Source organism: Actinomyces glycerinitolerans (genome assembly GCF_900098745.1).
Lineage (GTDB): Bacteria > Actinomycetota > Actinomycetes > Actinomycetales > Actinomycetaceae > Actinomyces > Actinomyces glycerinitolerans.
This window is the reverse complement of record NZ_FQTT01000001.1, coordinates 188,004-210,644: the sequence shown is the minus strand read 5'-3', so window position 1 is coordinate 210,644 and position 22,641 is coordinate 188,004. Positions and strand designations below refer to the sequence as shown.

The window sequence follows — 22,641 nt, the reverse complement described above, 5'->3', positions numbered from 1 at the left end:
AGGAGGCCCCATGTACCTGACCATGCGCACAGTCTGGCTGCTGGCCGCCGGCGCCGTGCCGGTGCTGCTGGTGCCCCGCCCGGGCACCGTACTGGCGTGGACGGCCCTTACGACACTGCTGGTGGCCGCCGACGTGACGGCGGCCCCCTCACCCCGGGGCCTGCGCGCCGCCCGGGCGGTGGCCCGGTCCGTGCGCCTGGGGGAGACCACCGCGGACACCCTGACCCTGACCAACACCACCGGCCGGACCATGCGGCTGCAGGTGCGCGACGCCTGGCCGCCGTCGGCGGGCGCCTCCGGGCAACGGCAGGCGCTGACGATTCCTGCCGGGCGACGGCGGCGCCTGCGCACCTCCTTGACGCCCACACGTCGCGGCGACCGCAACGCCGACCTGGTCACGGTGCGGGTGCGCGGTCCACTGGGATTGGCGGGCAGACAGGCCTCGCTGTCGGCCCCGGCCCGGCTGCGCGTGCTGCCGCGCTTCGCCTCCCGCCGCCACCTGCCCAGCCGGCTCGCACGCCTGCGGGAGATGGACGGACGCAGTGCCGTCATGGTGCACGGGGCCGGCACCGAGTTCGACTCCCTGCGCGAGTACGTGATCGGAGACGACGTGCGCTCCATCGACTGGCGCTCCACGGCCCGCCGCGGGGAGGTGGTGATACGCACCTGGCGTCCCGAGCGGGACCGGCGGGTGCTGATCGTGGTTGACACCGGGCGGATGGCGGCGGCGCGGCTCGACGACGCCCCGCGGCTGGACGCCCAGATCGAGGCGATGTTGCTGATGGCGGCCCTGGCCTCGCGGGCGGGCGACCGGGTGGATGCCGTCGCCGTCGACGTGGAGACCCGGGCGCAGGTGCGCGGCGTGTCCGGCCCCGCCCTGCTGGGGGCCCTGGCGGACGCCTTCGCGCCGCTGGACGCCGCACTGGTGGAGACGGATTGGACGCTGGTGGCCGGGATGGTGGAGGCGTCCCTGTCGCAGCACGCCTTCGTGGTGGTGCTCACCGGACTGGACGGGTCGGGTACGAATGCGGCCATGCTGCGGGCATTGGCGAATATGGCCCGCAAGCACACGGTGGCGGTGGCCTCGGCCACCGACCCGGGCCTGGAGCGCCTGCGCTCCCGGCGCGACGACGCCGGGACCGTCTACACGGCGGCCGCGGCCGAGCGCGACCTGGTAGAGCTGAATGCGCTGCGCGGGCGACTGCGCCGCGCCGGCGTGGAGGTGGTTGAGGCCCCACCGGCCGGGCTGGCCCCCGCCCTGGCGGACACCTACCTGGCCCTCAAGGCCGCGGGGAGGCTGTGATGCGTATGTGGGTTCGGACCACTGCCGGCTCAGCCGACCTCCAACTGGACGGCGCCTGCCTCGTCGGCGTCGAGGTCGCCGGTGTGTCCGGCGAGCACGGCGCGGCGTCCCAGCAGCAGCGTGTACGCCCAGAACACCGCCAGCGCCAACAGCCCGATCAGCCCCTTCAGGATCCAGGGCAGCGAGGCCGGGGTCACGAAGGCCTCGATGAACCCGGCCACCGCCAGCGCCGCCGTCAAGCCGACCGCCACGGTGATCAGGGCGCGGCCCTCGGCGGCCAGTGCCGCACCCCGCGACCTGCCGCCGGGGTCGAGCATGGTCCAGAACAGTTTCAGGCCGGCGGCCCCGGCCACGAACACGCAGGTCAGCTCCAGCAGCCCGTGTGGGGTGATCAGGGCGAAGAACTGTGCGAGCAGGTCGTGATCGGCCATGACGGCTCCCGCCTGCCCCAGGTTGACGGCATTGGCCAGCAGTATGTAGGCGGGCAGCAGCCCGGTGATGCCGCCGGCCACGCACAGTGCGGCGACGCGGGCGTTATTCGTCCACACCTGGCCGGCGAACTCGCTGGCGGCGTAGTTGGAGTAGTAGTCCTCGAAGGACTCGTGGGCGTAGGTGTCCAAATTGCTCTGGGGCCCCAGAGCGCTCATGGCCTCCGGGGTGCGCAGCGTCCACACGCCCACGACCACGGCGATCGCCACCTCCAATACCGTCACCGCCAGCGTCCACCAGCGCAGCCGGTACAGGGCCGCCGGAACGCTAGTACCCCAGAAGCGGCGCAGATCGCTGGCCCGGGCTTCACGCGTGCCGGTAATGCGGCCCCGCGCCGCCGCGATGCGGGTGGACAGCTGCGCCAGCAGCGCCGGGTCGGGTGCGCCGGTGCGGATGCGCGAGAAGTGGCCGGCCGTGGCCCGGTACAGGGTCACCAACTCGTCCGCCTCGGCGCCGGTCAGGCGGCGGCGCGAGGTGAGCTGGTCCAGGCGGTCCCACTGATCGCGGTGTGCGGCAACATAGGCGTCAATGTCCACGAGGGGAGTGTGTCATGGTGAGTGGGGACGTCGCCTCATCCGAGCGGATGATGACGCCGGAGCTGATGGTGACCGGGGAGGCCATCGCCCTGGAGGTGCTGCCGGCCTCACCCGGCTCCCGGATCCTGTCCGGGATCATCGACTATGCGCTGTATGGCGCGGGCCTGCTGATCACCCTGGTCACGGCGTCCACGGTGGGCGGGCGGATCTTCCCCCAGGCCTCGGAGGCGTTGGTGGCGGCACTGCTGTCCCTGACGCTGCTGGGGTGGCTGGTGGTGGTGCCGCTGACGGTGGAGGTGCTCACCCGGGGGCGTTCAGCGGGCCGCATGGTGACCGGCTCCCGGATTGTGCGCGACGACGGCGGCGCGGTCCGGCTGCGCCACAGCCTGGTACGGGCACTGGTGGGGGTCGTGGAGATCTGGGGGACGGCGGGCATTCCCGCCGTGTCCGCCTGCGTGGTGACGCGGAGGGGTAAGCGCCTGGGCGACCTGTTGGCGGGCACCTACGCGGTGCGTGTCCGCAACGGCGCCGCCGACGCCCCGCCAATACTGATGCCGCCGGAGCTGGCCGAGTGGGCCGCGGATGCCGACCTGCGCGCCCTACCCGGGCACCTGGCCCTGGCGGCGCGCACCTTCCTGCAGCGGGCCTCTTCCATGCAGCCGCAGGCCCGGGCGCGCCTGGCCCTGCAGTTGGCGGCGCAGGCCGAGCCCTATGTGGCGCCGCCGCCTCCGCCGAACACCCACCCGGAGCGGTTCCTGGCGGCGATCCTGGCGGCCCGGCGCGACCGCGAGTTCATGTTGGAGATTCGGGACCGGCGCCTGGAGGACCAGGCGCGCGCCGCCCTGCAGACGCCACCGCACGAGGTGACGGCACCCACGGCGACACCGCGGCATTGACCCCGGGCGCCGTGCACGGGTGTGGAGCGGGTCAGTCGTCCGTCTTCTTGCCGCGCAGCACGCGCAGATGACCGCGGCGGGCGATCTCGCCGTCGCCCAGACCGGTCAGGTGGTCGGGCAGCGGCTCGGTCAGGGAGGCGGGCAGAATCCCGGCGGGACGGCCGGCGTGCTCGGCGGGCCGGGGTCGGGGCTGCGGCGTCCGCGAGGCCTCGCGGACGGCGTCGGCCAGGGCGGTCAGGTCGTCCTCCGACGGCGGGGCCGGCTGGAAGTCGGTGGCGAGTCGGATTACCTGCCAGCCGCGCGGCGCCGTGAAGGACTCGACGTGCTTCTCACACAGGTCGTAGGCCTCGGGCTGGGCCTCGGTGGCCAGCGGGCCGAGCACGATCGTGGAGTCGGCGTACACGCTGGTCAAGGTGGCGACCGCCGGGTTCTCACACCCGGGTCTGCGGCAGTGTCGGACTCTTCTCACGCCCGCAGGCTACCGCCGGGCGGCCGCCTTCCGTGGGAGCCGCGGCGCGGGCCGGTTCACAGATCCGGGTCGATCTCCTCCGGACGGCGGCCGAGCATGAGGGCCACCTGCTCCACCACCACACGCCGTACGAGCTCGACCAGTTCGGCGTCGTCGCCGGCCCGAGAGGTGATCGGACGCCGATACAGGACGATGCGTGCGGGCAGGCCGGCGCGCGGCTCGGCTGCGAAGCCGCGCCCGAGGACGACGCCGTGCTCCCACGGTGCCGGGTCAGAGGGGGGAACCTCCTCAACCGCGAACTGCATCTGGGTGATCTCCGGGTGACGCCGGGCCAGATCGTCGGCGGCGGCGATGACCATGGCGTCGAAACGCTCGGCTCGGGTACGCCAGGCGGGCAGGTTGGGCGGCAGCAGCGGCCCGCGCATTCCGCGCCCGTGCCGGTCGCGCCGGTGCGGGGAGGCGGGGATGCGCGCCGGGGGCAGATGGGAAGGCCGAGGCACGCTCCCACCCTAGACGATTCCCCCCAACCGCAACGCCTCCGCCCCGCGTACGGCTGCTGCGTACGCGGGGCGGAGCGGAGGGGCGACGGGCCAGGCGGGTCAGTCGTCGGTGGTGACGCGCGCGTTCAGGCGGATGACCCCGTAGGTCCAGCCGCGCCGGTGGTAGACGGCGCAGGGCTGCATGGTGGACTTCTCAATGAACAGGTAGAACGGGTGGCCGACCAGCTCCATCTGGTACAGCGCCTCGTCCACCGTCATCGGTACCGCCTCGTGGAGCTTCTGACGCACCACCACCGGGGAGTCGCCCAGCTGGGATTCCACGGCCACGCCCGGCTCGGTGGGCGCGGAGGGGGAGTCTTCAATGGGCAGGTCGTTCGTCTCCGGGACTTCGGGCTCCTCGGCGGCGGCCTGCGGTGTCGGCTCGGGCACCTCAACGATGTGGCGGCGGTGGTTCTTCTTGCGGTCCCGTGCCCGGCGCAGGCGCTCGGTGAGCTTCCCCATGGCGATGTCGAAGGCGGCGAAGCGGTCGGAGGAGCTGGCCTCGGCCCGGATCACCGGGCCCTTGGAGATGACGGTGATCTCCGCGCGCTCGGCGGTGTCCGCCTGACGCGGGTTGCGCTCGTGGGTGATCTCGACCTCGACACGTTGGACGCGCGGGTCGAACTGCGCGACCTTGGCGGCCTTCTCCTCGACGTAGTCCCGCAGCCGGGAACTGATCTCCGCGTTGCGGCCGACGACGGTGATGTCCATGGTGGAACCTCTTTCTGAGTCCAGGTGATCCTTGTGAGGGGATCGGGCTAGGGAAAGCACCCGCCGCACCTCGCGGCGAGCTTCGGAGTGGTCAGCCACCTCCTCCTTTGCTGCCGGCGGACCGCCGGGGCGGAGCCATCCTTGGCCTCCGCGCTGCCATGTGCGTTACGACACATAACTTACACCATTTCCGTGGGCCGCAGGTTCACCCCGTCACCGGGGACGACTACGGGTCGGCTACGGGCCGGTGGGGGCGCGGCGGCCACCACCAGAGCGCCGCCGAGGACCGCTCCCGCCCCCGTAAGCGCCCGAGCACAGGCGCCCAGGGTCGCCCCCGTAGTCACCACGTCGTCGACCAGCACCACCGCCATGCCGCGCACCGGCGCCACCAGCCGCGGCGGCACCGCCCGGTTGGCGCGCCGCTGGGCGGCCGAGCGCCCCGCCTGGTGCGCGCCGCCCGCCCGTGTCCGGCGCCGCAGCACATCCGCGCTCGCCACCGTCACCGGGCCGGGGCCACTCGGCCCGGACGCCTCGGTCCGGACCGCCTCCGGCCAGCCGACGGCCAGCCCCCGGGCCACGGCGTCGGCGAAGTCCGCCGCCACCAGGCGCCCGCGCAGCCGGCGCCCCAGGCCCGAGGGCGCCGGAATCACCAGCAGGCACCCGCTGGCCGCGGCCGCCGTCACCGCGTCGGGGAGCAGGTGGGCGGCCAGCCAGCTGCCCGCCCGCTCGCCCGCCGCGGCCATGACCGGGCCCAGATCCTCGCGCGCCCCGTTCTTCCAGCCCAGCACCAGGGGGCGCACCGGCCCGGTATAGGCGGACAGTGCCCACACCGTCACCCCTCCGGCGGCGTCGACGTGCTCCACCCGGTGCGGCGGCGCCGCCAGCAGCGCCGCGCAGTCCGCGCACAGGGGCGTGTCCCAGCGTCCGCAGCCGGCGCAGCTGACCGGCAGGCCCACACGCAGCGCGTCGGCGAGCACCCCGGGGAACCGGGAAGACAAACGAGCCATGTCCGCCAGTGTGCGCCCGCCCGGCCCTGTCGCCCAGGTCGATGAACGGGTTATCCACAGCGCGGCGGGGCGGGCGGTCGCGAAGCCGGCCTGTGGACGCCGACGGCGGAACACGGAGGGCGGTTCGGGGGCTGCCCGACGGTCTATGCGGTCAGCGATAGTGGGCCATGCGCCGGGGCGCCGGCGGCCCGATGGCATACCATGGCCGCGTCTGTGCTCGGTTAACCGGGCATGAGGCCCGTCGGGCCGGGCAAGCAGTCGCGGCGGGAGTCCACCACCTACCAGGGGAGAAAGCAGCGTGTCGATCGTCGACCGGATCCTTCGCATCGGTGAGGGGCGCACCCTCAAGAAGCTCGATGCCCTCGCCACCCAGGTTGAGTCGCTCGCGGAGGACTACAAGGACTTCACCGACGCCGAGCTGCGCGAGCAGACCGCGGACTTCAAGCAGCGCTACGCCGACGGGGAGACCCTTGACGAGCTGCTGCCCGAGGCCTTCGCCACCGTGGTGGAGGCGGCCGACCGCGTGCTGGGCCAGCGTCCCTACCACGTGCAGATCATGGGCGGTGCCGCCCTGCACCAGGGCAACATCGCCGAGATGAAGACCGGTGAGGGCAAGACCCTGGTGGCCACCATGCCCTCCTACCTGCGGGCCCTGACCGGCAAGGGCGTCCACGTGGTTACCGTCAACGACTACCTGGCGGAGTACCAGTCCGACCTGATGGGGCGCATCCACCGCTTCCTGGGGCTGAGCACCGGCTGCGTGCTGGCCACCCAGCGTCCCGCCGAGCGGCGCAAGCAGTATGCCTGCGACATCACCTACGGCACCAACAACGAGTTCGGCTTCGACTACCTGCGCGACAACATGGCCCAGCGTCCCGAGGACCTGGTCCAGCGCGGGCACGCCTTCGTGATCGTCGACGAGGTCGACTCCATCCTGATTGACGAGGCCCGCACCCCGCTGATCATCTCCGGCCCCGCCACCGGGGACGTCAACAAGTGGTACAAGGAGTTCGCCAAGATCGCCGGGCGGCTGCGCGCCGGCCGCGACTACGAGGTCGACGAGAAGAAACGCACCATCGGCGTCCTCGCCCCCGGCATTGAGCGGGTGGAGGACTACCTGGGCATCGAAAACCTTTACGAGTCCGAGAACACCCCCCTGATCGGCTTCCTGAACAACGCCATCAAGGCCAAGGAACTGTTCCACCTGGACAAGGACTACATCGTGCGCGACGGCGAGGTCCTCATCGTCGACGAGCACACCGGCCGCGTCCTCCCCGGACGCCGCTACAACGAGGGCATGCATCAGGCCATCGAGGCCAAGGAGCGGGTGGACATCAAGGCCGAGAACCAGACCCTGGCCACCATCACCCTGCAGAACTACTTCCGCCTGTACCCGGAGGGCTCGCGCGCCGGCATGACCGGCACCGCCGAGACCGAGGCCGCCGAGTTCGCCGGCACCTACGGCATCGGTGTGGTGCCCATCCCCACCAACAAGCCGATGATCCGCGTGGACCAGCCCGACCTGGTCTACACCAACGTGGCCGCGAAGCTGGCGGCCGTCGTCGACGACATCGCCGAACGCCACGAGCTCGGCCAGCCGATTCTGGTGGGCACCACCAGCGTGGAGAAGTCCGAGCAGCTCTCCCAACTGCTGGATGAGCGCGGCATCCCCCACCAGGTTCTCAACGCCAAGCAGCACGCCCGCGAGGCCGCCGTCGTCGCCCTGGCCGGGCGCAAGGGCGCGGTCACGGTGGCCACCAACATGGCCGGCCGCGGCACCGACATCATGCTCGGTGGCAACGCGGAGTACATCGCCGTGTCCGCCCTGAAGGAGGCGGGCCTGGATCCCGAGGAGAACGCCGAGGAGTACGAGCGGGCCTGGCCCAAGGCGCTCGCCGCGGCGCAGGAGTCCTGCGCCGCGGAGCACGATGAGGTGGTCGAACTCGGTGGCCTGTACGTGCTGGGCACCGAACGGCACGAGTCCCGCCGCATCGACAACCAGCTGCGCGGCCGCTCCGGACGCCAGGGAGACCCGGGCGAGTCCCGCTTCTACCTGTCGATGGAGGACGACCTGATGCGCATGTTCGCCTCCGGCGCCGCCCAGCGCATCATGAACTCCGGCGCCTACCCCGACGACGTGCCCATCGAGTCGAAGATGGTCACCCGCGCCATCGCCTCCGCCCAGCGGCAGGTCGAGGCGCGCAACTACGAGATCCGCAAGAACGTCCTGAAGTACGACGACGTCATGACCGAGCAGCGCGAGAAGGTCTACTCCGAGCGTCGTCGCGTCCTGGACGGTGAGGACCTGGAGCCGCAACTGGAGAACTACCGCGCCCAGACCATCGGCACCATCGTGGCCTCCCGCACGCAGGAGGGCCGCCCCGACGAGTGGGATCTGGACGCCCTGTGGGACGACCTCGCCCACGTCTACCCGGTCAGCGTCACCCAGGAGGACCTGATCGAGGAGGTCGGCGGCCGCGACCTGCTGTCCGCCGAGCGGCTGACCGCCGAACTCACCGATGACGCCGCCGTCGCCTACGAGGACGCCGAAAAGCGTCTGGATGACAACTCCATCGCCCGCGCCCAGCTGGGCGAGGAGCCCATGCGCACCCTGGAACGGCGGGTGCTGCTCGCCGTCGTCGACAAGCGTTGGCGCGAGCACCTGTATGAGATGGACTACCTCAAGGAGGGCATCGGCCTGCGCGCCATGGCCCAGCGCGACCCGCTGGTGGAGTACGCCAACGAGGGCGCGCACATGTTCAAGGCCATGATGGAGGGCATCCGCGAGGAGACGGTCGAGCAGGTCTTCGCCAACGCCGCCCGCTTCGACGCCGCGGCCGCCCGTGCCGCCGCCGAGCAGGAGGCGCAGGAGGCGGAACAGGAGTCCGCCGCCGGCGGCACCAAGGCCGGCACCCGCAGGCGGGGGAGCACCGGCAAGCGGGTCCAGGCCGGCTCCGTGCTAGGCACCACCGGCCAGGAGCCCATGAACCAGCGCATTACCTACACCGCACCCAACGAGGACGGCACCGCCACGGCCGCCCCCGCCCGATCCGCCCAGGGGCGAGTGGCTGCGAAGCCCGTACGCACCGCTGATGCGGGCGTGACCAGTGCAGGCGCCGCTGCCGGCGCGAGCCAAGCGGCCACGGCGCCGGCGGGCAACCGCAAGCAGCGGCGGGCGGCCGCCAAGAAGCGGCGCAAGTAGCTCGGGCGATTTCAGGCGATCTCCAGAGCGGCCAGTAGCCAGCGGCCCCGGAAGGCCTCCAGCCGGGCCGCCGCCGCGCGTACGCGGGAACCGTCGTCGAGCAGGATCGTCACCTCACAGGTGCCATGTTCGGGGCGCTGGGCGTGCACGGAGCGGGGGCGCATGCGCGTGGGCGCCCGCCCCAGCAGTCTGCGGGCCAGGCCCGCCCGGCGGGCAAGGGCTGCGAACAACTCCGGCGTGGTCCAGCGGGCGAGGTGATCGGCGCTGCGGTGACCGGACAGCACCTCCGCGGCGGCGGTCACGACGACGGCCGCGAAGCGCGCCGGGTCCGGCATGAGGGCGTCGGCGCCCGGGGTGCTCGGGCCGGTGGCGGTGCCGGATGCGAGCGCCGCCGTAGTGGGCACGATCTCCGGTCCGGCGGCGCGCCGGTTGCGCTCTTTCAGGGCGGGGCGGAAGGACATCCGATCCCAGCCGCGAGGCTGCTCGGCGCCGTCCGGGCCGGTCTCGCGCGTCACCGTGCTGCCGGACGCGGTGGCGGGCAGGCGCCGCACCTGGAGCGGGCGTGGCTGCGGCGTCGTCTCGGAGCGTCGTCTCGGGTGTGCGGGCTGCCGCTTCGGCACGCGGCTTGATTCCGATGCTGTTACCGGCCCGGTGCGGGGCGCGGTCGCGGGTGCGGCTAGGACTGACATGGTGGTTCTCCTGGGGCGGGGCGGTGTCGGTGAACGCGGAGGCGCTGCGGGGCGCTCACGAGTCGGATGGGTCGGTGAGAGCGGGAACGGTCAGGAGCGTTCCGGGGTGAATGAGCCCGGGGTCGGTGCCGATCGTTTCGACGTTGGCCCGATACAGATGGGGCCAGGCGGCGGCGATGTCGGCGGTGGCGGCCTCGGGACCGAGCAGACTGGCGGTGATTGACCACAGGGACTCGCCGACGGCGACGCGGTGCGAGGCGGCGACCGTGGGCTCGCCGGTTGTGGTGGGGGAGCCTCCCGCGACGGCTCCGGCCGAGTGACTCCTGGTGGTAAGCGGGTCGGTCAACTGCGCGCCCGGGTTGTCGGCATCGGGCAGCAGGGGGACGTGCTCCGTGGCCTCTGCGGTGGGCGTGGGCACGGTCGGCGCAGTGGCGGCCGGAGATGCGAGGGCTTCCGGTTCGATGGCCTCCGGCGTGCCGGGCTGCGCCGGGGCATTCACGGTGGGCTGCCAGCCCAGGTCATCGGTGTCCGGTGCGGAGTCGGTGGCGGCCAGCGCCGGGCTCGTGGTGATGCCGACGACGAGAACACCACCGGCGATCCGCCGCACCAGGGGAGCACCCCAGCGGCGCAGTAGCCGGACCGCCGCCCCGGCGTCGTGGTTCCGGAAGCCGGCGAGGGTGCCCGCACGGGTGGAGCGGCGCAATACGACGAGGGCGACGACGACGGACACCAGATGCCACAGTGCGCCCACCGCGCCGGCGCCGCAGGCCAGCGCGGTGATCACTGCGGACAGCTGGCTGGCGCCCCACCAGGCGGGCGGCAGCGCCAGCAGGCTGCGGACACTTTGAGCTGCTGTGCCGAGCAGCACCGGCATGGCCGCGGCGCAGGCCAAACCGAGGCAGGCCAGACGGACGCTGCCGAGTGCGGCGCGTCGGCGGGCCACCGGTTCGGGAGTGAGTATCCACGTTGATGCGCTCATGTGTCATCCCATCGCCGTTGATCATGTTTGATGATGTTAGATCATCGTCGATGGGTGCAGGTGTGTCAAGCGGGTCTCGGGTGTGCGTTGAATCCGGGTGTGTGCGTCCGATTTGGACCGGCTGGGCGAAGAAGTCTCGATCAGGCGCGGTGGCGGCCCGAGCGGCGGCGCGCGGAGCCGTCTGGCGCGGGCCGCGCCAAGGGGGCCTGGGGATCCACGGCCGCGATCGCGGAGCGGGCGGCAACGGTACCCGGGGCGGCAACGGGACCCTCCTCCGGCGGTGGCGGCGGTGCGGGCGTGGGGGCGCCCACGGCGGGACTGCTCACCGCGCCCGTCGGCCCGGCGCTTGGCGCCGCGGCAACGCGCTCGCTCGTGGCTTTCGGCCGTCGCTGGGTGCGCAGCCGGGAAGTCAGACGGCGTAGCCGAACGCCACGGCCGGTATGCCCCGCCCGGGCCGAGGCGCCCGAGCGCGGGTCTACGCGATCAACCAGTTCGGCCAGTGCCCGTCCCAATGGTGAGCCCGGTGCGGCCTCGAGCACGCTGCGTCCCTCCATCAGGCAGCGGTCAGCCGTCTGCGCATCGTCGGGCAGCACGACGACGTCCTCCAGATCGCCGAAGCGCGCCAGCGCCTCCCGCACCGCTCGCTGCGGAGACGGCCCCGCGGCGGAGGCGCGCACGCGGTTGACTACCACCTCGACGCGCCCGTTCGGCCGCAGGTCGCCGTCCAAGTCATCCATGAGCTGCAGCAGTCGGCGTACCCCGATCGGGTCGCCGGCGCCCACGATCACCACGACGTCCGCGCTGCGCAGCAGATCCGCCGTCACGGCGCCGCGCCCCGGCTCCAGGGTGAAGTCGTCCACGGCGTCGTCGATCTGGCCTCCGGCGACATCCACCACCGTCCAGGCGGCCGCCCGCCGGCAGTGCGCCCACACCTCCGGCATCGCCGCGGGCGGCAGCTCTCGCCAGCGGCCGGGTCGCCCCAGTCCGGTCAACAGCCGACGGCCCTCGCTGACCGGTATGAGTATGCGGTCCAGGGTCTCTGCGTCCAGGCGGCCGCGCGAGGCCAGCCGCGCCGCCGTCGCCAGCGCGGAGGAGTCCTCGGGCAGCCCGAGCAGCTGGGTCAGACTGGGCGCCTCGATGTCGGCGTCAATCAGGATGGTGTCGCCGGCGAGTCCGCTGGCCAGGGCCGCGGCCACGGTGGTGCGCCCCGGCGCGCCGTGCGGGCCCCACACCACCACCAGCCCGCCGAGCTCGGTGTCCCCGGCGACAGTGGCCCTGGCGTGAGCAGTCGCGGGCGCACCGGCCGGACTCACGGCCTCCGGCTGCGGCGAGAAGCTCGGCGGCAGTGCGGGCGTGGGTGCCGCGTCGAATTCCTCCCACAGGTCGGCCGCGGCCACCGCCCCCGCAGGCGGGGCCGAGGCTGTCGTGGTAGACGCTGCCGCCGCGGCCGGGGTCGCGGTCGTGGGGGCGTCCGGACGCGGGCCCGGCGAGGAGGTGTGGCCGCGGGCGATCAGTTGCAGGCGGGCGCACACCGCGGCGGCAGGGGCGGCGGTGGACTCCACCGGCCAGCCGGCGCTCTCCCAGTGCTTGCGGTCGCCGTTCGGTGCCAGCAGCAGGCCGGTTACTCCGGCCCGGTTCAATCGGTCCAGCACACTGCGGTCGAGTTCGTCAAAGTCCGTGCCGACGACGGCGAGTGTTCCCAGCCCAGCCATGGCGGCGCCGAGCAGCTCGGCCGTGTCCGCACAGCGGCGCACCACCCGCATGCCCGAGCCCGGCGTGTCGATGGCGCGCAGGATGTCGGCGTCGTCGCCCAGCGCCAACAGGACGCCGCGCGGCCCCGGGGGTGTCATCCCGTCTTGGCTCGCGGCCGCCATCACTGCCCCTGGCCGGTGGGCACGAGTACGAGGGGTCCGTTGGCACCGACGGCGGTGAGCACGTCGGCGACCGCGTCCTGGGGGACGAGTACCTCCACCTGCACGCTGGTGCCGCCGATGATGGAGGCGCCGGCCTCCCCGACGGAGGAGATCGTCAGCCCCCGGGCCACGACCTCGGCGGCACCGGCCTCCTGCCCGGCGACCGGGGCGGTGGGAAGGGCCCACAGGTCAACGACGTCGCCGGCGCCGGTGCCCGTGGGCAGGCCGGAGGCGACGTCGAGTACCACGGAACGCAGGTCGACGTCTCCGGCGGCTCCGACCGCTCCGGACGGCAGCAGCTCTCCGGCCTGGAGCGAGCGGGTGGCGACGGCGTCCGCGGGCAGGTCCCCCGCGGTGACGTAGGCGGCGGTGCCGGGGTGGGAGTCGACCAGCGTGAGCACCCCGTCGGCGTTCAGGTCGGTGCCGGGGGCGACGTCCTGGGCGAGTACGTAGATCTGTTCGGTGTCCGCGGCGGCGTTGACGGCCCAGGTGCCCATGGCCACGGCCGCACCGATCAGCACCAGTCCGCCGGCGAGCCGCGGATCCTTCCAAGTGGGGCGGCGCAGGCGACCGGGCGCTGGGCGGCCGGGGCTGGTATTGGGGGCGTGGGGTGCGCTTCGCTGCGCTGAGCTCACGGGATCCTCCTCGATCATGAGCGTGACCTTTGGATGCTCTGAGAGCATCATTGGCTATCCACAAGTATGTTCAACTATGGCGCATACGGCAAGATGATGAGAGCATAGTGCCATGCCGGATAAGTTTCTGACCATCGCCGAAGTAGCCGAGCACCTCCAGCTGTCCGCCCAGGGGGTGCGTGCCCTGATCCAGTCCGGGGAGCTGCCCGCAATCCAGGTGGGGGCACGGCACCTGTGGCGGGTTCCGGAGAGTGCCTTCGACGAGTACGTGGAGCGGCAACTGGCCGCGACTCGTCAGATGGTGGCCTCCGGGAGCGCCAAGACACCCCGATCCGTGAACGCCTAGGCCACCGAGCGCCGAGCCCGGGCCAAGACAACGGCCCGGGTCGTGACGCCTGCGGTCGGATCGGTGCCGTTTCTGCTGCCGCCACTGCTTACCGGCTGCGGATCACATCGATCACCGCCAGCGCAATGGTGATCGCCCCGGGGGCGTGCCCGGACACCGGGTCGCGGGCGACGTCGATGTAGTCGGCCCCCACCCGGGCGAGTCGGCCCGTGACCTCCTGCGAAGCGCAGATCACGCGCACCCGTGTGCCCGCGCGGGCGAGCTCCCGCAGCGCGCCCTGGAGGCTGGGGCGGTGGTGCCCATTGGGTGCCGGTGCGGGACCGGGCAGGGGCGAGGCCAGTGCGACCGCCTCGAGTGGCACGAGCGACTGGATCCCCTCGCCTTCATCCACCAGCACGAAGGCGTCCTCCGCGCGCCGCACCACGCCGTCGACGGCGGCCCCGCCGCGCGTGCGCAGGTGCACGGTGCGGCCGACGGCGCCGCGCAGCCGGTCGGCCAGGTGCAGGGCGGCGATCTCCGCCTCCGCGAGGTCGGCGGCCTCGGCGGCGATGTTGGTGCGCCGCTCGGCGTCGAAGCGGCTTTCCAGATCGGTCAGCAAGCTGTCCCAGTTCATACCGACAGCCCACCACATAGGCCCCGCCGCGCCAAGGGGACGTTAGTCGTAGCCCGCGCGCGTGCCGGTTGGGGCGGTGAACGCGTGCGGCGTTGGGGTGCGTGTGAGGGAGGCCCGGGTGGCGTGCGCGCAGTGGCAAGTGCGTGCCGGGCCCGGTTTCGGGGCACACTTGCCCCATGCGCGTCTACCTGCCAGCCACCGCCGCCGACCTGTCCGCGGACTCGATCAGCCCCCGCACCGCCCACGCCGCCACGCCCGCGCTCGCCGCCGTGTTCCCCGAGGAGGACCAGGAGGGGCTGGAGGTCTCCGCCAGCCTGTGCGCCGCGGACTCCTCCGTAATGCTGCTGGCTGTGCCCGGCGCCGAGGCCCTGGCCGACCGGCGGGTGGTGATCGCCGCCGACGTCGAGGAGGAGCAGGTGCGGGAAGTGCCGGCGGGCGACGACGTGCTGCCGGGAACGGTTGAGTTGACCGCGCCAGTGGAGTGGGACGCCGTTGCGGCACTCCTCGTGGATGAGGCGGACGCCGAGCCCGATGTGCGCGCCGCCCGCACCGGTGACGAGGCCGCCTTCGAGCGCGCCGCCGACGCGGATCTGCTGTGGTACGACGTGTCCGAACGGAACGCACTCGCCGAGGAACTGGGCGCCGGCCGGCGACGTCTCCGCTGAGGCCACAGTGCCGCCCCCGAGGCCGCTGCATCGCACCCATGGCCCGGGGCGTCAACCCGCGGGCGTCGCCCGGCGTCCGGCTAGGAGGCGATCGTGCGCAGCGTGGAACCGGTCGGCGAGCGGGTGACCTCAATGCGGTCGGCCACCTGCCGACGCAGTTCCTCCACGTGGGACACGATCCCGACCGTGCGTCCACCGGCCTGAAGCCGCCCGAGTTCGGCGAGTACGGCCTGCAGCGTCTCGGGATCCAGTGAGCCGAAGCCCTCGTCGATGAACAAGGTATCCATCGACACCCCGCCGGACTCGGCCGTGACCACGTCCGCCAGGGCGAGGGCCAGCGACAGGGACACGTAGAACGTCTCCCCGCCGGACAGCGTCTTGGGATCGCGCACACCCGAGTCGGAGAACCGGTCCACCACACCAAGTCCCAGGCCCCGGTCCTTGCGGCGCGCAGAGCCGGCCTCGTCGGCGACCCGGACGAGTGCGTAGCGGCCCGCAGACATCTGGTCCAGCCTGTCGTTGGCGAAGGCGAGTACGTCGTTGAATCGCTCCAGCAGCACCCAGGTGGATAGCGGGGTCGCGGCGTCGTTGGAGCCGGTGGCCAGGGCGGCTACCTCCAGCAGGGCGGCGGAGTCCTCCATGGCGGTGGTGAGCGTATCGGCGGCGTCGGCGAGTCCGGCGGCCGCGTCCCGAACCCGGGCGAGGAACGCACGCGCCTGCTCCCGCGCCTGCAGCGCCGCCTCGTAGGCGGCATCGGCGGCGGCCAGTCGCTCCTGGGCGCCGTCGACGTCGGCGATCTCCTCCCCCGTGAGGGAGGCGATCGCCTCGTCCTCGGTCAGTGCCTGCCGGACCCGTTCGCGCCGCGCCGTCGCCTCGTTGACCTGTGCCTCCAGGGCCGCCAGATCGGGGCCGGGCAGGCTGGCCGTCGCGGCCTGCTCGGCGGACACGAACCCGGCCTGCGCCACGACGTCGGCCAGCTCGCCGCGTTCCTGAACGACGGTGCGGGCGGTGTCTCCGGCCGTGGTGAGCAGGCCGGCCAGCTCGGCGGCGGCGTCGGCGGCGCCGGCCAGGGAACGCATACGTGCGGCCACGGACTCGTGCTCTCCGCGGGCGTTGCGGCACCGTTCCCGATCCTGGGTGAGGGCGGCGGCCCCCGCCTCCAGGCGGGCACGGTCCTCCGCCAGGCGGCTGCGCCGCTGATCGAGGCCTTCGCGCAGCTGGTCGGTCACTTCGGTGAACTCCGCCAGCTCGGCCTCCAGCTGGGCCAGCGGCGCGGCGGTCCGCTCTGCGGCCTCGAGTTGGGCTGCGGCGGTCTCCAGGGACTGGGTGAGGTCGGCCACGGAGTCCTCGCCGGCCTGCGCCCGCGCGGCGGCCTGCTCGGTGACCAGGGCGTCGTGTTCCCGGGTGCGGGCGGCCAGGGCGGCATCCGCCTGCTGCTGCGCCGCCTCCGCGTCCTCAACCTGGGTGCGAGAGACCGCGGACTCCCCGGGCGTGGCGGGGGAGGGGTGCTCGGTGGATCCGCACAGGGGACAGGGTTGCCCGTCGACGAGCTCGGTGGCCAGCGAGCCGGCGGTGGTGTTGATCCAGGCGCTGCGCCGCTGCGCAACCAGGCCCGCCGCGGCCAGCGCCTCGGCGGCGGCCTGCTGCACGGCGTCGCGGGCCGCGGCGATGCGAGGCTCCAGGGCCTCGGCCCGCTGGGCGGCCTGTAAACGCTCCCGGCAGGCGTCCCGCGTCACGCGCGCCTGCGCCAGCCCGGCCTGTGCCTCCCGGGCGGCGGTCAGGCGCTCGACCAGCTCGGCCTGCAGCCCGGGGCGCTGGGCCAACTGTGCGGCGGCGCGCTCCACCTCGGCCGCGGTGGCGGTCAGCCGCTCCTGTTCCGCCTGCGCCGCCTGCGCCCGGGCGGGCAGGCCCGCCTCCACCTCGACGACGGCGCTGAGCGCTCCGGCGCGCGTGCGCAGGCTCTGACCGCGCTCGGTGAGCGCCGCCGCGGCCGCGGTCACGGCCGCCAGGGAGGGCTCGACCTCGGGGGTGGGAACGGTCTGGTGCGCGTCGGAATCGGCCGTCGGCTCGGCCGCGGTGCCGGTGCCGACCGCCTCGGTCGAGAGCAGTGCAGCGAGCCCGTCCAGGGCCGCGCCGGCCGGGACCGCCTCGGCGGCGGTTACGGCGCGTGCGCTATCGGAATCGGCGTCGGCGGCCTCCGCGGGGGCGGCGTCGGCGAGGGTCTGTGCGGCCCGGCTGCGGGCGGCCTCGGCTGTACGTGCGGCGTCCCGTGCCCGGGCCAGTGCGCGGGCGACCGGTCCGGCGCGGCGGGCGGCATCCAGGCGGGCGGCGGCGTCGGCGTCCTGCGCGGCGGTGGCGTCGAGCTGCTGCTGCTCGCTCAGCAGCCGGGCACGGCGGTTCAGGCGCTCCTGCAGCGCTCGCGCGGCGTCGAGGGTGGCCGACGCCTCCCTCCGGGCGGCGTCGGCCACCTGCAGGGCCTGTTCGGCGGGAGTGGCCGCGGCCTGGGCGGCCGCCACGGCCTCCTCGCCGAAGGCGATGATGGCGGCGGCATCCGGTGCGGCGGCGGTGACGAGGGCCTCCAGGCGGGCGGCGGGCGAGGAGTACGGCCCCGGCTCGGTGACGTCGTCGGGCCACGCGGGCTCGTCGGCGGGGGCGCCGGTTGATGCCCCGACGCCGGGAGCGGCAGACGCGTCATCCATCGGCGCATCGGTGACCGGTGGCGGGGTAACGGGCGCGGACAGTAACGGGGCCAGGACGTCGGCGCGGGTGCGCAGGGCCTGCCGGGCCGCCTCCATCTGCCGCTCTACGTCGCGTCTGCGGGCGCGTAGCTCCTCCTGCATGGCGTCGAAGATGCCGGTGCCGAACACGTCGCGCAGCAGTTCGTGGCGCTGATCGGAGGTTGCTCGTAGGAACCGGGCGAACTTCCCCTGGGGCAGGATCACCGTCTGGGTGAACTGCTCCCGGTCCAGGCCCACGATCCGCCGGATCTCCTTACCCGCCTCGTCGACGCGGGTGATCGGCTCATCCACGGTTGCCCCAGCGGGAGCCGACATCCGCCACAGCTTCACCGTGGCGTTCTGCTTGGTGGTGCCGCTGCCGCGCTGCTTGGGCCGCATGTACTCCGGCGTGCGCAGGACGCGATAGACGCCGGCGGAGTTGGAGAAGACCAGGTCCACCGTGCTGCGGACGGCGGGGTCTACAAGGGTGGAGCGGATGCGCTGCTTGGAGGAGCCGTCGGAGTCGGCCACCTGCCCGTACAGGGCGAACACGATCGCGTCGATGATGGTGGTCTTGCCCGAGCCGGTCGGCCCGGTCAGCAGGAAGCGGCCGGACGCGGCGAAGCGGTCGAAGTCGATGGTCTCCGTGCCACGGAACGGGCCTACGCCGGTGACGGTCAGTCGGTGCAGTCGCATCAGCGCTCCTTCTTACTGCTGGTCTGGCGGCGGGCGGCGTCGTAGACCTCGGACATGATGGCGTGCTGGGCGGGGCTCGGAGCATCCCCGAGCATCTCGGCCAGGAAGCGGTCGGCCACCTCCACCGGGTCGGAGGCGCGGCTGATCGTGATGGTTTCGCGCTGCTCGCGTTCGGGGCGGGTGTGGGAGAAGGCCAACAGGTTGGGAAAGCGATCCTTGAGCTGCGCCATGGTGCCCGACGGCATGGGCCCGGTGAGTTCCACCCGTATCCAGTCGGTGGCGTGTGCGGCGTTGGCGGGGGCGAGCAGCTCCTCGAGCGTGCCGCGTAGCGTGGTGGGCCGGTACGGAGTGGGCGTGGGGATGCGCTCCAGGCGAGTGACGCCGGAGGCGTCCAGTTCCAGCAGCACGGAGGACTTGGCGGCGTCGGCCTCCGGGAAGGAGAAGGGCAGCGGGCTGCCGGAGTAGACCAGGCGCGGGTGGGAGGTGCCCGTGCCGGCCGCCTCAGCGACGGCCTGCGCGCCGTCGGCCCCGCGATCCCGGGCGGAGTCGTGCAGTTCCTGGGGGCGGTGCAGGTGACCGAGGGCCACGTAGTCGAGTCCGCCGGAGGTGCCCGCCAGCGGTGAGCCTCCGAGCGTGGTGAACACGCCGGCCGGGACGGAGTCCACTCCGCCCACGCGGATATCCCGTTCGGAGTCGGGGCTGGCCTGAGCGCCGACGACGAAGGCATGCGCCATGGCCAGCGCCGGCACCCTGGCCGCGTCGTCGGCTCGGCGGGAGGCGAGATCGCGGGCCACCAGCCGCAAAGCCCCGGAGACCACCGCCTCGTGGCTGCGCGGCAGAAGGCCGGAGCCGGCCTGGGAGGGCGAGCCGGCGCGGGTGGGGGAGTCGACGTCGCTGGCGCTCGCGGGGGACTCGCCGTCGGCGGGTGAGGGCACGGCGAGGTCGGCCGGAGCCGCATCATCGCCCTGCACGCCCGAGCCCTCTCCCTCCCCGAGGCGCTCGGCGAGCAGCCGGGGCAGGGATATGCGGGCGGCGTCGGGGTCCAGGTAGGGCAGGGCGTAGACGTACAGGCCGGGGCGGCCGGCGGCGTCGGGGATGATGACGGGCCGGTCGACGTCGGCCACGCGCACGCGCAGGTCCAGCCCCTCGCGCAGCAGGGCGGCGGCGAAGCCGAGCCGCTGGGCGGAGTCGTGGTTGCCGGGGGTAAGCACCACGCGGGTGCGGTCGGCCAGGCGGCACAGGGTGTCATCGAGCAGTCGGACGGCGGCGGTGGGCGGGATGGCGCGGTCGTACACGTCACCGGAGATGACGACGGCGTCCACCTGCTCGGAGTCCACCAGTTCGATCAGATGGTCGGCGAAGGTGGCCTGGGCGTCGTCGAGCACCCGGCCGTGGAAGGTGCGCCCGAGGTGCCAGTCGGAGGTGTGGAGGATCCGCATGCCCGCAGCCTCTCACAGAGCTCCGACACGAATTCGAGGTGCTTAGCGGGCGGCGTTCAGGGGACTGCTGCCCAGCGGTCGGCGGGCGAGCGCGTGACGGTCAGCCGACGTGGTGAACCTGCCCGAGGGAGTCGACTTCGAGGACGATGTCGATCTCCCAACTGGAGTGGTCGGTGGCCGCGTCAACGGTATCGAGGTAATCGATGACCTGCTGGCGTGCCCGGTAGAGGTGGGCAACCTGGGTGCGGTGGTCGTCGAGCTCGAGCTCCCAGCCTCCTGACCAGCGGGTCGCGGTCGCCGTAGGGCTCCGGTTCATGCCTCGACCTTATACTGGAGGCTGTGGGGCAAGGCATGGAGCGGACCGCGGCTTCGCCTTTTCATCCACTGCCCGCGGACAAGTGGCAGTGGCGTCCGTCCCCTGTGCCCGGACAGATCGTGTATGTGACGACTCGCGATGCCGACGGCGAGGTGAATCTGGCGCCGAAGAGCTGGGTGTCAATGGCCGCCTTCCGCGGGCCGATCATCGGGTTCGGATGTTCCGAGCAGCATCAGACCTGTGTCAATGCGACCGCCACCGGACGCTTCACTCTGAACTTCCCTACCGCCCGGCAGGCCGAGCGGGCCGCAGAGGTCGCGGATGCACCCAGAGAAAGCAGGCTGGCCGTGGCGGGCCTGACGCTGGAAGAGTCACGCGTGGGCGGGGTGCCGCACCTACTGGAGTGCCCGGCGTACGCAGACTGCAGCCTGACTCGAACAGTGCGGTTTGACGGCGGAGAAGCCTACTTGTTCGGGAAGATCGACCTGCTTGCGATGCACGAGGAGCTTTTGCGGCTCCCCACAAAGGATGCCTACGCGCGACTCGCTCCGGCCTTCTTCTGCGAGCCCGGCGTTGTCGGAGAGCTGCGGGTGGGGGACGAGGGAGAATGATGCTCCGAGATCGGCGTAAACGCGCTTGACGGGCCGGGTGGTGTTCCGGAGAACCGCGTCATTTCAATGATTTGATAATCATGGTTCACTGCTGCGGACGCGTTCATGCCGAACTTGGACAACTCGCGGAGAAGATCATCGGCATGCCGGTGGTTGAGATTTCCGATCGTGCTCGCACCTGATTCTGTTATGCTGCCGATACATTTGACTCGTTCCTGGTGTCTTCGGAAGGTAGCTCATGGCTTTTTCCATGTCCTCACGGCTGCTCTCACGCCGTGGCGCGCTCACTCTCCCTGTGATCGTTGGAGGACTGAGTGCATTGACGGCCTGCTCCGGCTCGCCGAGTTCCTCCCCCGCTGGCTCCGGCGACGCCACGTCCACGGGCGGTACGACTGCGGCTCCGGCCGCACCGGCCACCACCTCGCTGCAACGAGTGACCGACGTGCTCGAGGGCAACACCCTCGATGTGGAGGTCGGCCCGCTGGTGCGCGTTGATGAGTCGTCGTCGATCCTGCTCATACACGTAGAACGTCCCGAGGACGATCCCAACCAGGACACCTACTGCTCCCCGGGCTTCACCTGGGTCGGCAACTACCTTGACGAGGACCACGGCACCCAGCCGCTGCGAATCATCGATTCCGAGAACAGTCGCGTGTGGATCCCTACGCACACTGACTTCTCAAGCGACTCAGTGAAACCGGGGGGATCGTTGGACCTTCGAATCGCCTTCGGCGGCATCGACGCCGACATCTCCACGGTAACCGTGCTGCTGTCCACGACCGGTTTCTTCCAGGTGCCGGTCGTGAACCTGGATGCGGTGCCCGACTTGGACGCCCAGACGATCCTGGCGGAGGCCGAGCCGAATTCTGTGTTCGCCGCACCCATCCCGCTGGAGCGCTACACGGAGGCCGTTGACGGCTCTGGCAGCGGACTGAGTACCGACAAGGACGTCACCGTGACCATCTCCGGGGATGTCACCTTTGAGGTCGACTCCTCCGATCTGACCGGCGAGGCGGACGCGCTGCTGAGCGACACGGCCGACACGATCGCCGGCTACCCCGACGGCGGGAACCTGACGATCACCGGGCACACCGATGACGTCAACGACGACGACTACAACCAGGGCCTGTCCGAGCGGCGCGCTCAGGCCGTCTCCGACCGCCTGGGGGAGCTGACCGATCTGTCCGCCTGGGAGGTGACTGTTGCGGGCAAGGGGGAGAAAGAGCCACGAGTGCAGGGCACGGACGACGCCGCTCGCGCCGCCAACCGGCGCGTGGAGATCGTCATCACGCCCACCGGCGGCACAACGAGCACTTTGAACGCACCGGCGGCCACGTCCTTGGTGCCCGAGCCGGAGGGCCCCAGCGCGCCCGGCCCCGACGGCGTGACCATCCCCGATCCCGACGGCGGGAGCAGCAGTCTCACCATCACCCTGGAGCAGGTCACCAGACGCGGTGGTCTGCTGTTCGGGGAGTTGGTGCTGACCGGTGGTGAAGGCGGCGCTGAGGTGTCGCCGCGCCAGGTGCTGACAGACAGCTCCGGTTGGGGACTGAATAACGCCCGCGGGGAGTCCGGCGGGGTGAGCAGCTACGCCGCGGCCAGCGGTGTCACGCTGCTCTCCGGTGGCAGCTACGTGTTTCCCGTCGACTACCTGCCCCCGGACCGGGAATCCCACCGCCCCTTGGCGGAACTCAACGTCGTCGGCTCATTGAAAGAGGGGCAGGTTATGCGCGTGTGCATCGCCTGGCCCGATACCGGTGAGGACACCGTCATTGTGGACCGTCCGGCCGACGCGGACGTGAATCCGCTGCCCTGGCGCCTGACGGACGTGCCCGTCATTGATGGATAGACGAAAGGTCTGTCGGTAATC

Annotated in this window: 20 protein-coding genes; 7 read left to right on the top strand and 13 right to left on the bottom strand. The window is 72.2% G+C overall.

The window, feature by feature from the left end; translation table 11 throughout:
- The first annotated feature begins 10 nt into the window (after positions 1 to 10).
- Positions 11 to 1,303, top strand: a complete 1,293-nt coding sequence (locus ACGLYG10_RS00860; RefSeq protein WP_073327137.1) for a DUF58 domain-containing protein — start codon at positions 11 to 13, stop codon at positions 1,301 to 1,303.
- Between the two features lie 29 nt (positions 1,304 to 1,332).
- On the opposite strand, the gene ACGLYG10_RS00855 is transcribed toward ACGLYG10_RS00860, so the two are convergent.
- Positions 1,333 to 2,328 (bottom strand): stage II sporulation protein M, encoded by a 996-nt coding sequence (locus ACGLYG10_RS00855; RefSeq protein ID WP_073327135.1) that lies wholly within the window; start codon positions 2,326 to 2,328, stop codon positions 1,333 to 1,335.
- Between the two features lie 14 nt (positions 2,329 to 2,342).
- On the opposite strand from ACGLYG10_RS00855, the gene ACGLYG10_RS00850 reads away from it, so the two are divergent.
- Positions 2,343 to 3,224 (top strand): RDD family protein, encoded by an 882-nt coding sequence (locus ACGLYG10_RS00850; protein ID WP_073327134.1) that lies wholly within the window; start codon positions 2,343 to 2,345, stop codon positions 3,222 to 3,224.
- Between the two features lie 31 nt (positions 3,225 to 3,255).
- Here the strand turns inward: ACGLYG10_RS00850 and ACGLYG10_RS00845 are convergent, their stop codons facing one another.
- From ACGLYG10_RS00845 to ACGLYG10_RS00830, 4 genes are all read right to left on the bottom strand, one after another.
- Complete coding sequence (locus tag ACGLYG10_RS00845; RefSeq protein ID WP_073327132.1) at positions 3,256 to 3,693, bottom strand: DUF3499 domain-containing protein; 438 nt, start codon at positions 3,691 to 3,693, stop codon at positions 3,256 to 3,258.
- A gap of 56 nt (positions 3,694 to 3,749) precedes the next feature.
- Positions 3,750 to 4,193 carry a metallopeptidase family protein gene (locus ACGLYG10_RS00840; RefSeq protein ID WP_073327131.1) on the bottom strand — a complete coding sequence of 148 codons (444 nt, stop codon included), beginning with the start codon at positions 4,191 to 4,193 and terminating at the stop codon, positions 3,750 to 3,752.
- A gap of 99 nt (positions 4,194 to 4,292) precedes the next feature.
- Positions 4,293 to 4,943 carry a ribosome hibernation-promoting factor, HPF/YfiA family gene (hpf, locus tag ACGLYG10_RS00835; protein ID WP_073327129.1) on the bottom strand — a complete coding sequence of 217 codons (651 nt, stop codon included), beginning with the start codon at positions 4,941 to 4,943 and terminating at the stop codon, positions 4,293 to 4,295.
- 179 nt (positions 4,944 to 5,122) lie between these two features.
- The gene (locus tag ACGLYG10_RS00830; protein ID WP_073327127.1) at positions 5,123 to 5,950 is read right to left on the bottom strand and encodes a phosphoribosyltransferase family protein; all 828 of its coding nucleotides are present in this window, start codon (positions 5,948 to 5,950) and stop codon (positions 5,123 to 5,125) included.
- 298 nt (positions 5,951 to 6,248) lie between these two features.
- Here ACGLYG10_RS00830 and secA point away from each other — a divergent pair, with 298 nt between their 5' ends.
- Positions 6,249 to 9,152: a preprotein translocase subunit SecA gene (gene secA, locus ACGLYG10_RS00825; protein ID WP_073327126.1), complete on the top strand. Its 2,904-nt coding sequence runs from the start codon at positions 6,249 to 6,251 to the stop codon at positions 9,150 to 9,152.
- An 11-nt stretch (positions 9,153 to 9,163) separates the two neighbouring features.
- Here secA and ACGLYG10_RS16455 read toward each other — a convergent pair whose 3' ends face one another.
- From ACGLYG10_RS16455 to ACGLYG10_RS00805, 4 genes are all read right to left on the bottom strand, one after another.
- Complete coding sequence (locus ACGLYG10_RS16455; RefSeq protein ID WP_073327124.1) at positions 9,164 to 9,841, bottom strand: Rv3235 family protein; 678 nt, start codon at positions 9,839 to 9,841, stop codon at positions 9,164 to 9,166.
- Positions 9,842 to 9,896: 55 nt separating this feature from the next.
- A complete protein-coding gene (locus tag ACGLYG10_RS00815) occupies positions 9,897 to 10,820 on the bottom strand; it encodes a dihydrolipoyllysine-residue succinyltransferase component of 2-oxoglutarate dehydrogenase complex (RefSeq protein WP_244542521.1) in 924 nt (307 codons plus the stop codon).
- Between the two features lie 140 nt (positions 10,821 to 10,960).
- Positions 10,961 to 12,670 (bottom strand): CpaE/TadZ family protein, encoded by a 1,710-nt coding sequence (locus tag ACGLYG10_RS00810; RefSeq protein WP_073327123.1) that lies wholly within the window; start codon positions 12,668 to 12,670, stop codon positions 10,961 to 10,963.
- 23 nt (positions 12,671 to 12,693) lie between these two features.
- The gene (locus ACGLYG10_RS00805; RefSeq protein WP_073327774.1) at positions 12,694 to 13,368 is read right to left on the bottom strand and encodes a hypothetical protein; all 675 of its coding nucleotides are present in this window, start codon (positions 13,366 to 13,368) and stop codon (positions 12,694 to 12,696) included.
- Positions 13,369 to 13,480: 112 nt separating this feature from the next.
- Between ACGLYG10_RS00805 and ACGLYG10_RS00800 the strand changes: the two genes are divergently transcribed.
- On the top strand, positions 13,481 to 13,714 hold the full coding sequence (locus ACGLYG10_RS00800) for a helix-turn-helix domain-containing protein (RefSeq protein ID WP_073327121.1): 234 nt from the start codon (positions 13,481 to 13,483) through the stop codon (positions 13,712 to 13,714).
- Positions 13,715 to 13,802: 88 nt separating this feature from the next.
- Here ACGLYG10_RS00800 and ACGLYG10_RS00795 read toward each other — a convergent pair whose 3' ends face one another.
- Positions 13,803 to 14,327 (bottom strand): Fis family transcriptional regulator, encoded by a 525-nt coding sequence (locus ACGLYG10_RS00795; protein WP_073327120.1) that lies wholly within the window; start codon positions 14,325 to 14,327, stop codon positions 13,803 to 13,805.
- 176 nt (positions 14,328 to 14,503) lie between these two features.
- Here ACGLYG10_RS00795 and ACGLYG10_RS00790 point away from each other — a divergent pair, with 176 nt between their 5' ends.
- Positions 14,504 to 14,992, top strand: coding sequence for a DUF6912 family protein (locus tag ACGLYG10_RS00790; RefSeq protein WP_073327118.1), 489 nt, complete (start codon positions 14,504 to 14,506; stop codon positions 14,990 to 14,992).
- An 80-nt stretch (positions 14,993 to 15,072) separates the two neighbouring features.
- Here the strand turns inward: ACGLYG10_RS00790 and ACGLYG10_RS00785 are convergent, their stop codons facing one another.
- The 3 genes from ACGLYG10_RS00785 to ACGLYG10_RS00775 form a co-directional block, all read right to left on the bottom strand.
- Positions 15,073 to 18,405 carry an AAA family ATPase gene (locus tag ACGLYG10_RS00785; RefSeq protein ID WP_073327117.1) on the bottom strand — a complete coding sequence of 1,111 codons (3,333 nt, stop codon included), beginning with the start codon at positions 18,403 to 18,405 and terminating at the stop codon, positions 15,073 to 15,075.
- Positions 18,405 to 19,844, bottom strand: a complete 1,440-nt coding sequence (locus tag ACGLYG10_RS00780; RefSeq protein WP_073327115.1) for an exonuclease SbcCD subunit D — start codon at positions 19,842 to 19,844, stop codon at positions 18,405 to 18,407. The genes ACGLYG10_RS00785 and ACGLYG10_RS00780 overlap by 1 nt, the downstream gene beginning before the upstream one ends.
- 100 nt (positions 19,845 to 19,944) lie before the next feature.
- Positions 19,945 to 20,160: a hypothetical protein gene (locus ACGLYG10_RS00775; protein WP_073327114.1), complete on the bottom strand. Its 216-nt coding sequence runs from the start codon at positions 20,158 to 20,160 to the stop codon at positions 19,945 to 19,947.
- Positions 20,161 to 20,183: 23 nt separating this feature from the next.
- Here ACGLYG10_RS00775 and ACGLYG10_RS00770 point away from each other — a divergent pair, with 23 nt between their 5' ends.
- Together ACGLYG10_RS00770 and ACGLYG10_RS00765 are read left to right on the top strand one after the other, a co-directional pair.
- Positions 20,184 to 20,771, top strand: coding sequence for a flavin reductase family protein (locus ACGLYG10_RS00770; protein WP_139240679.1), 588 nt, complete (start codon positions 20,184 to 20,186; stop codon positions 20,769 to 20,771).
- 238 nt (positions 20,772 to 21,009) lie between these two features.
- Complete coding sequence (locus tag ACGLYG10_RS00765; protein WP_073327111.1) at positions 21,010 to 22,620, top strand: OmpA family protein; 1,611 nt, start codon at positions 21,010 to 21,012, stop codon at positions 22,618 to 22,620.
- The last annotated feature ends 21 nt before the right edge of the window (positions 22,621 to 22,641 follow it).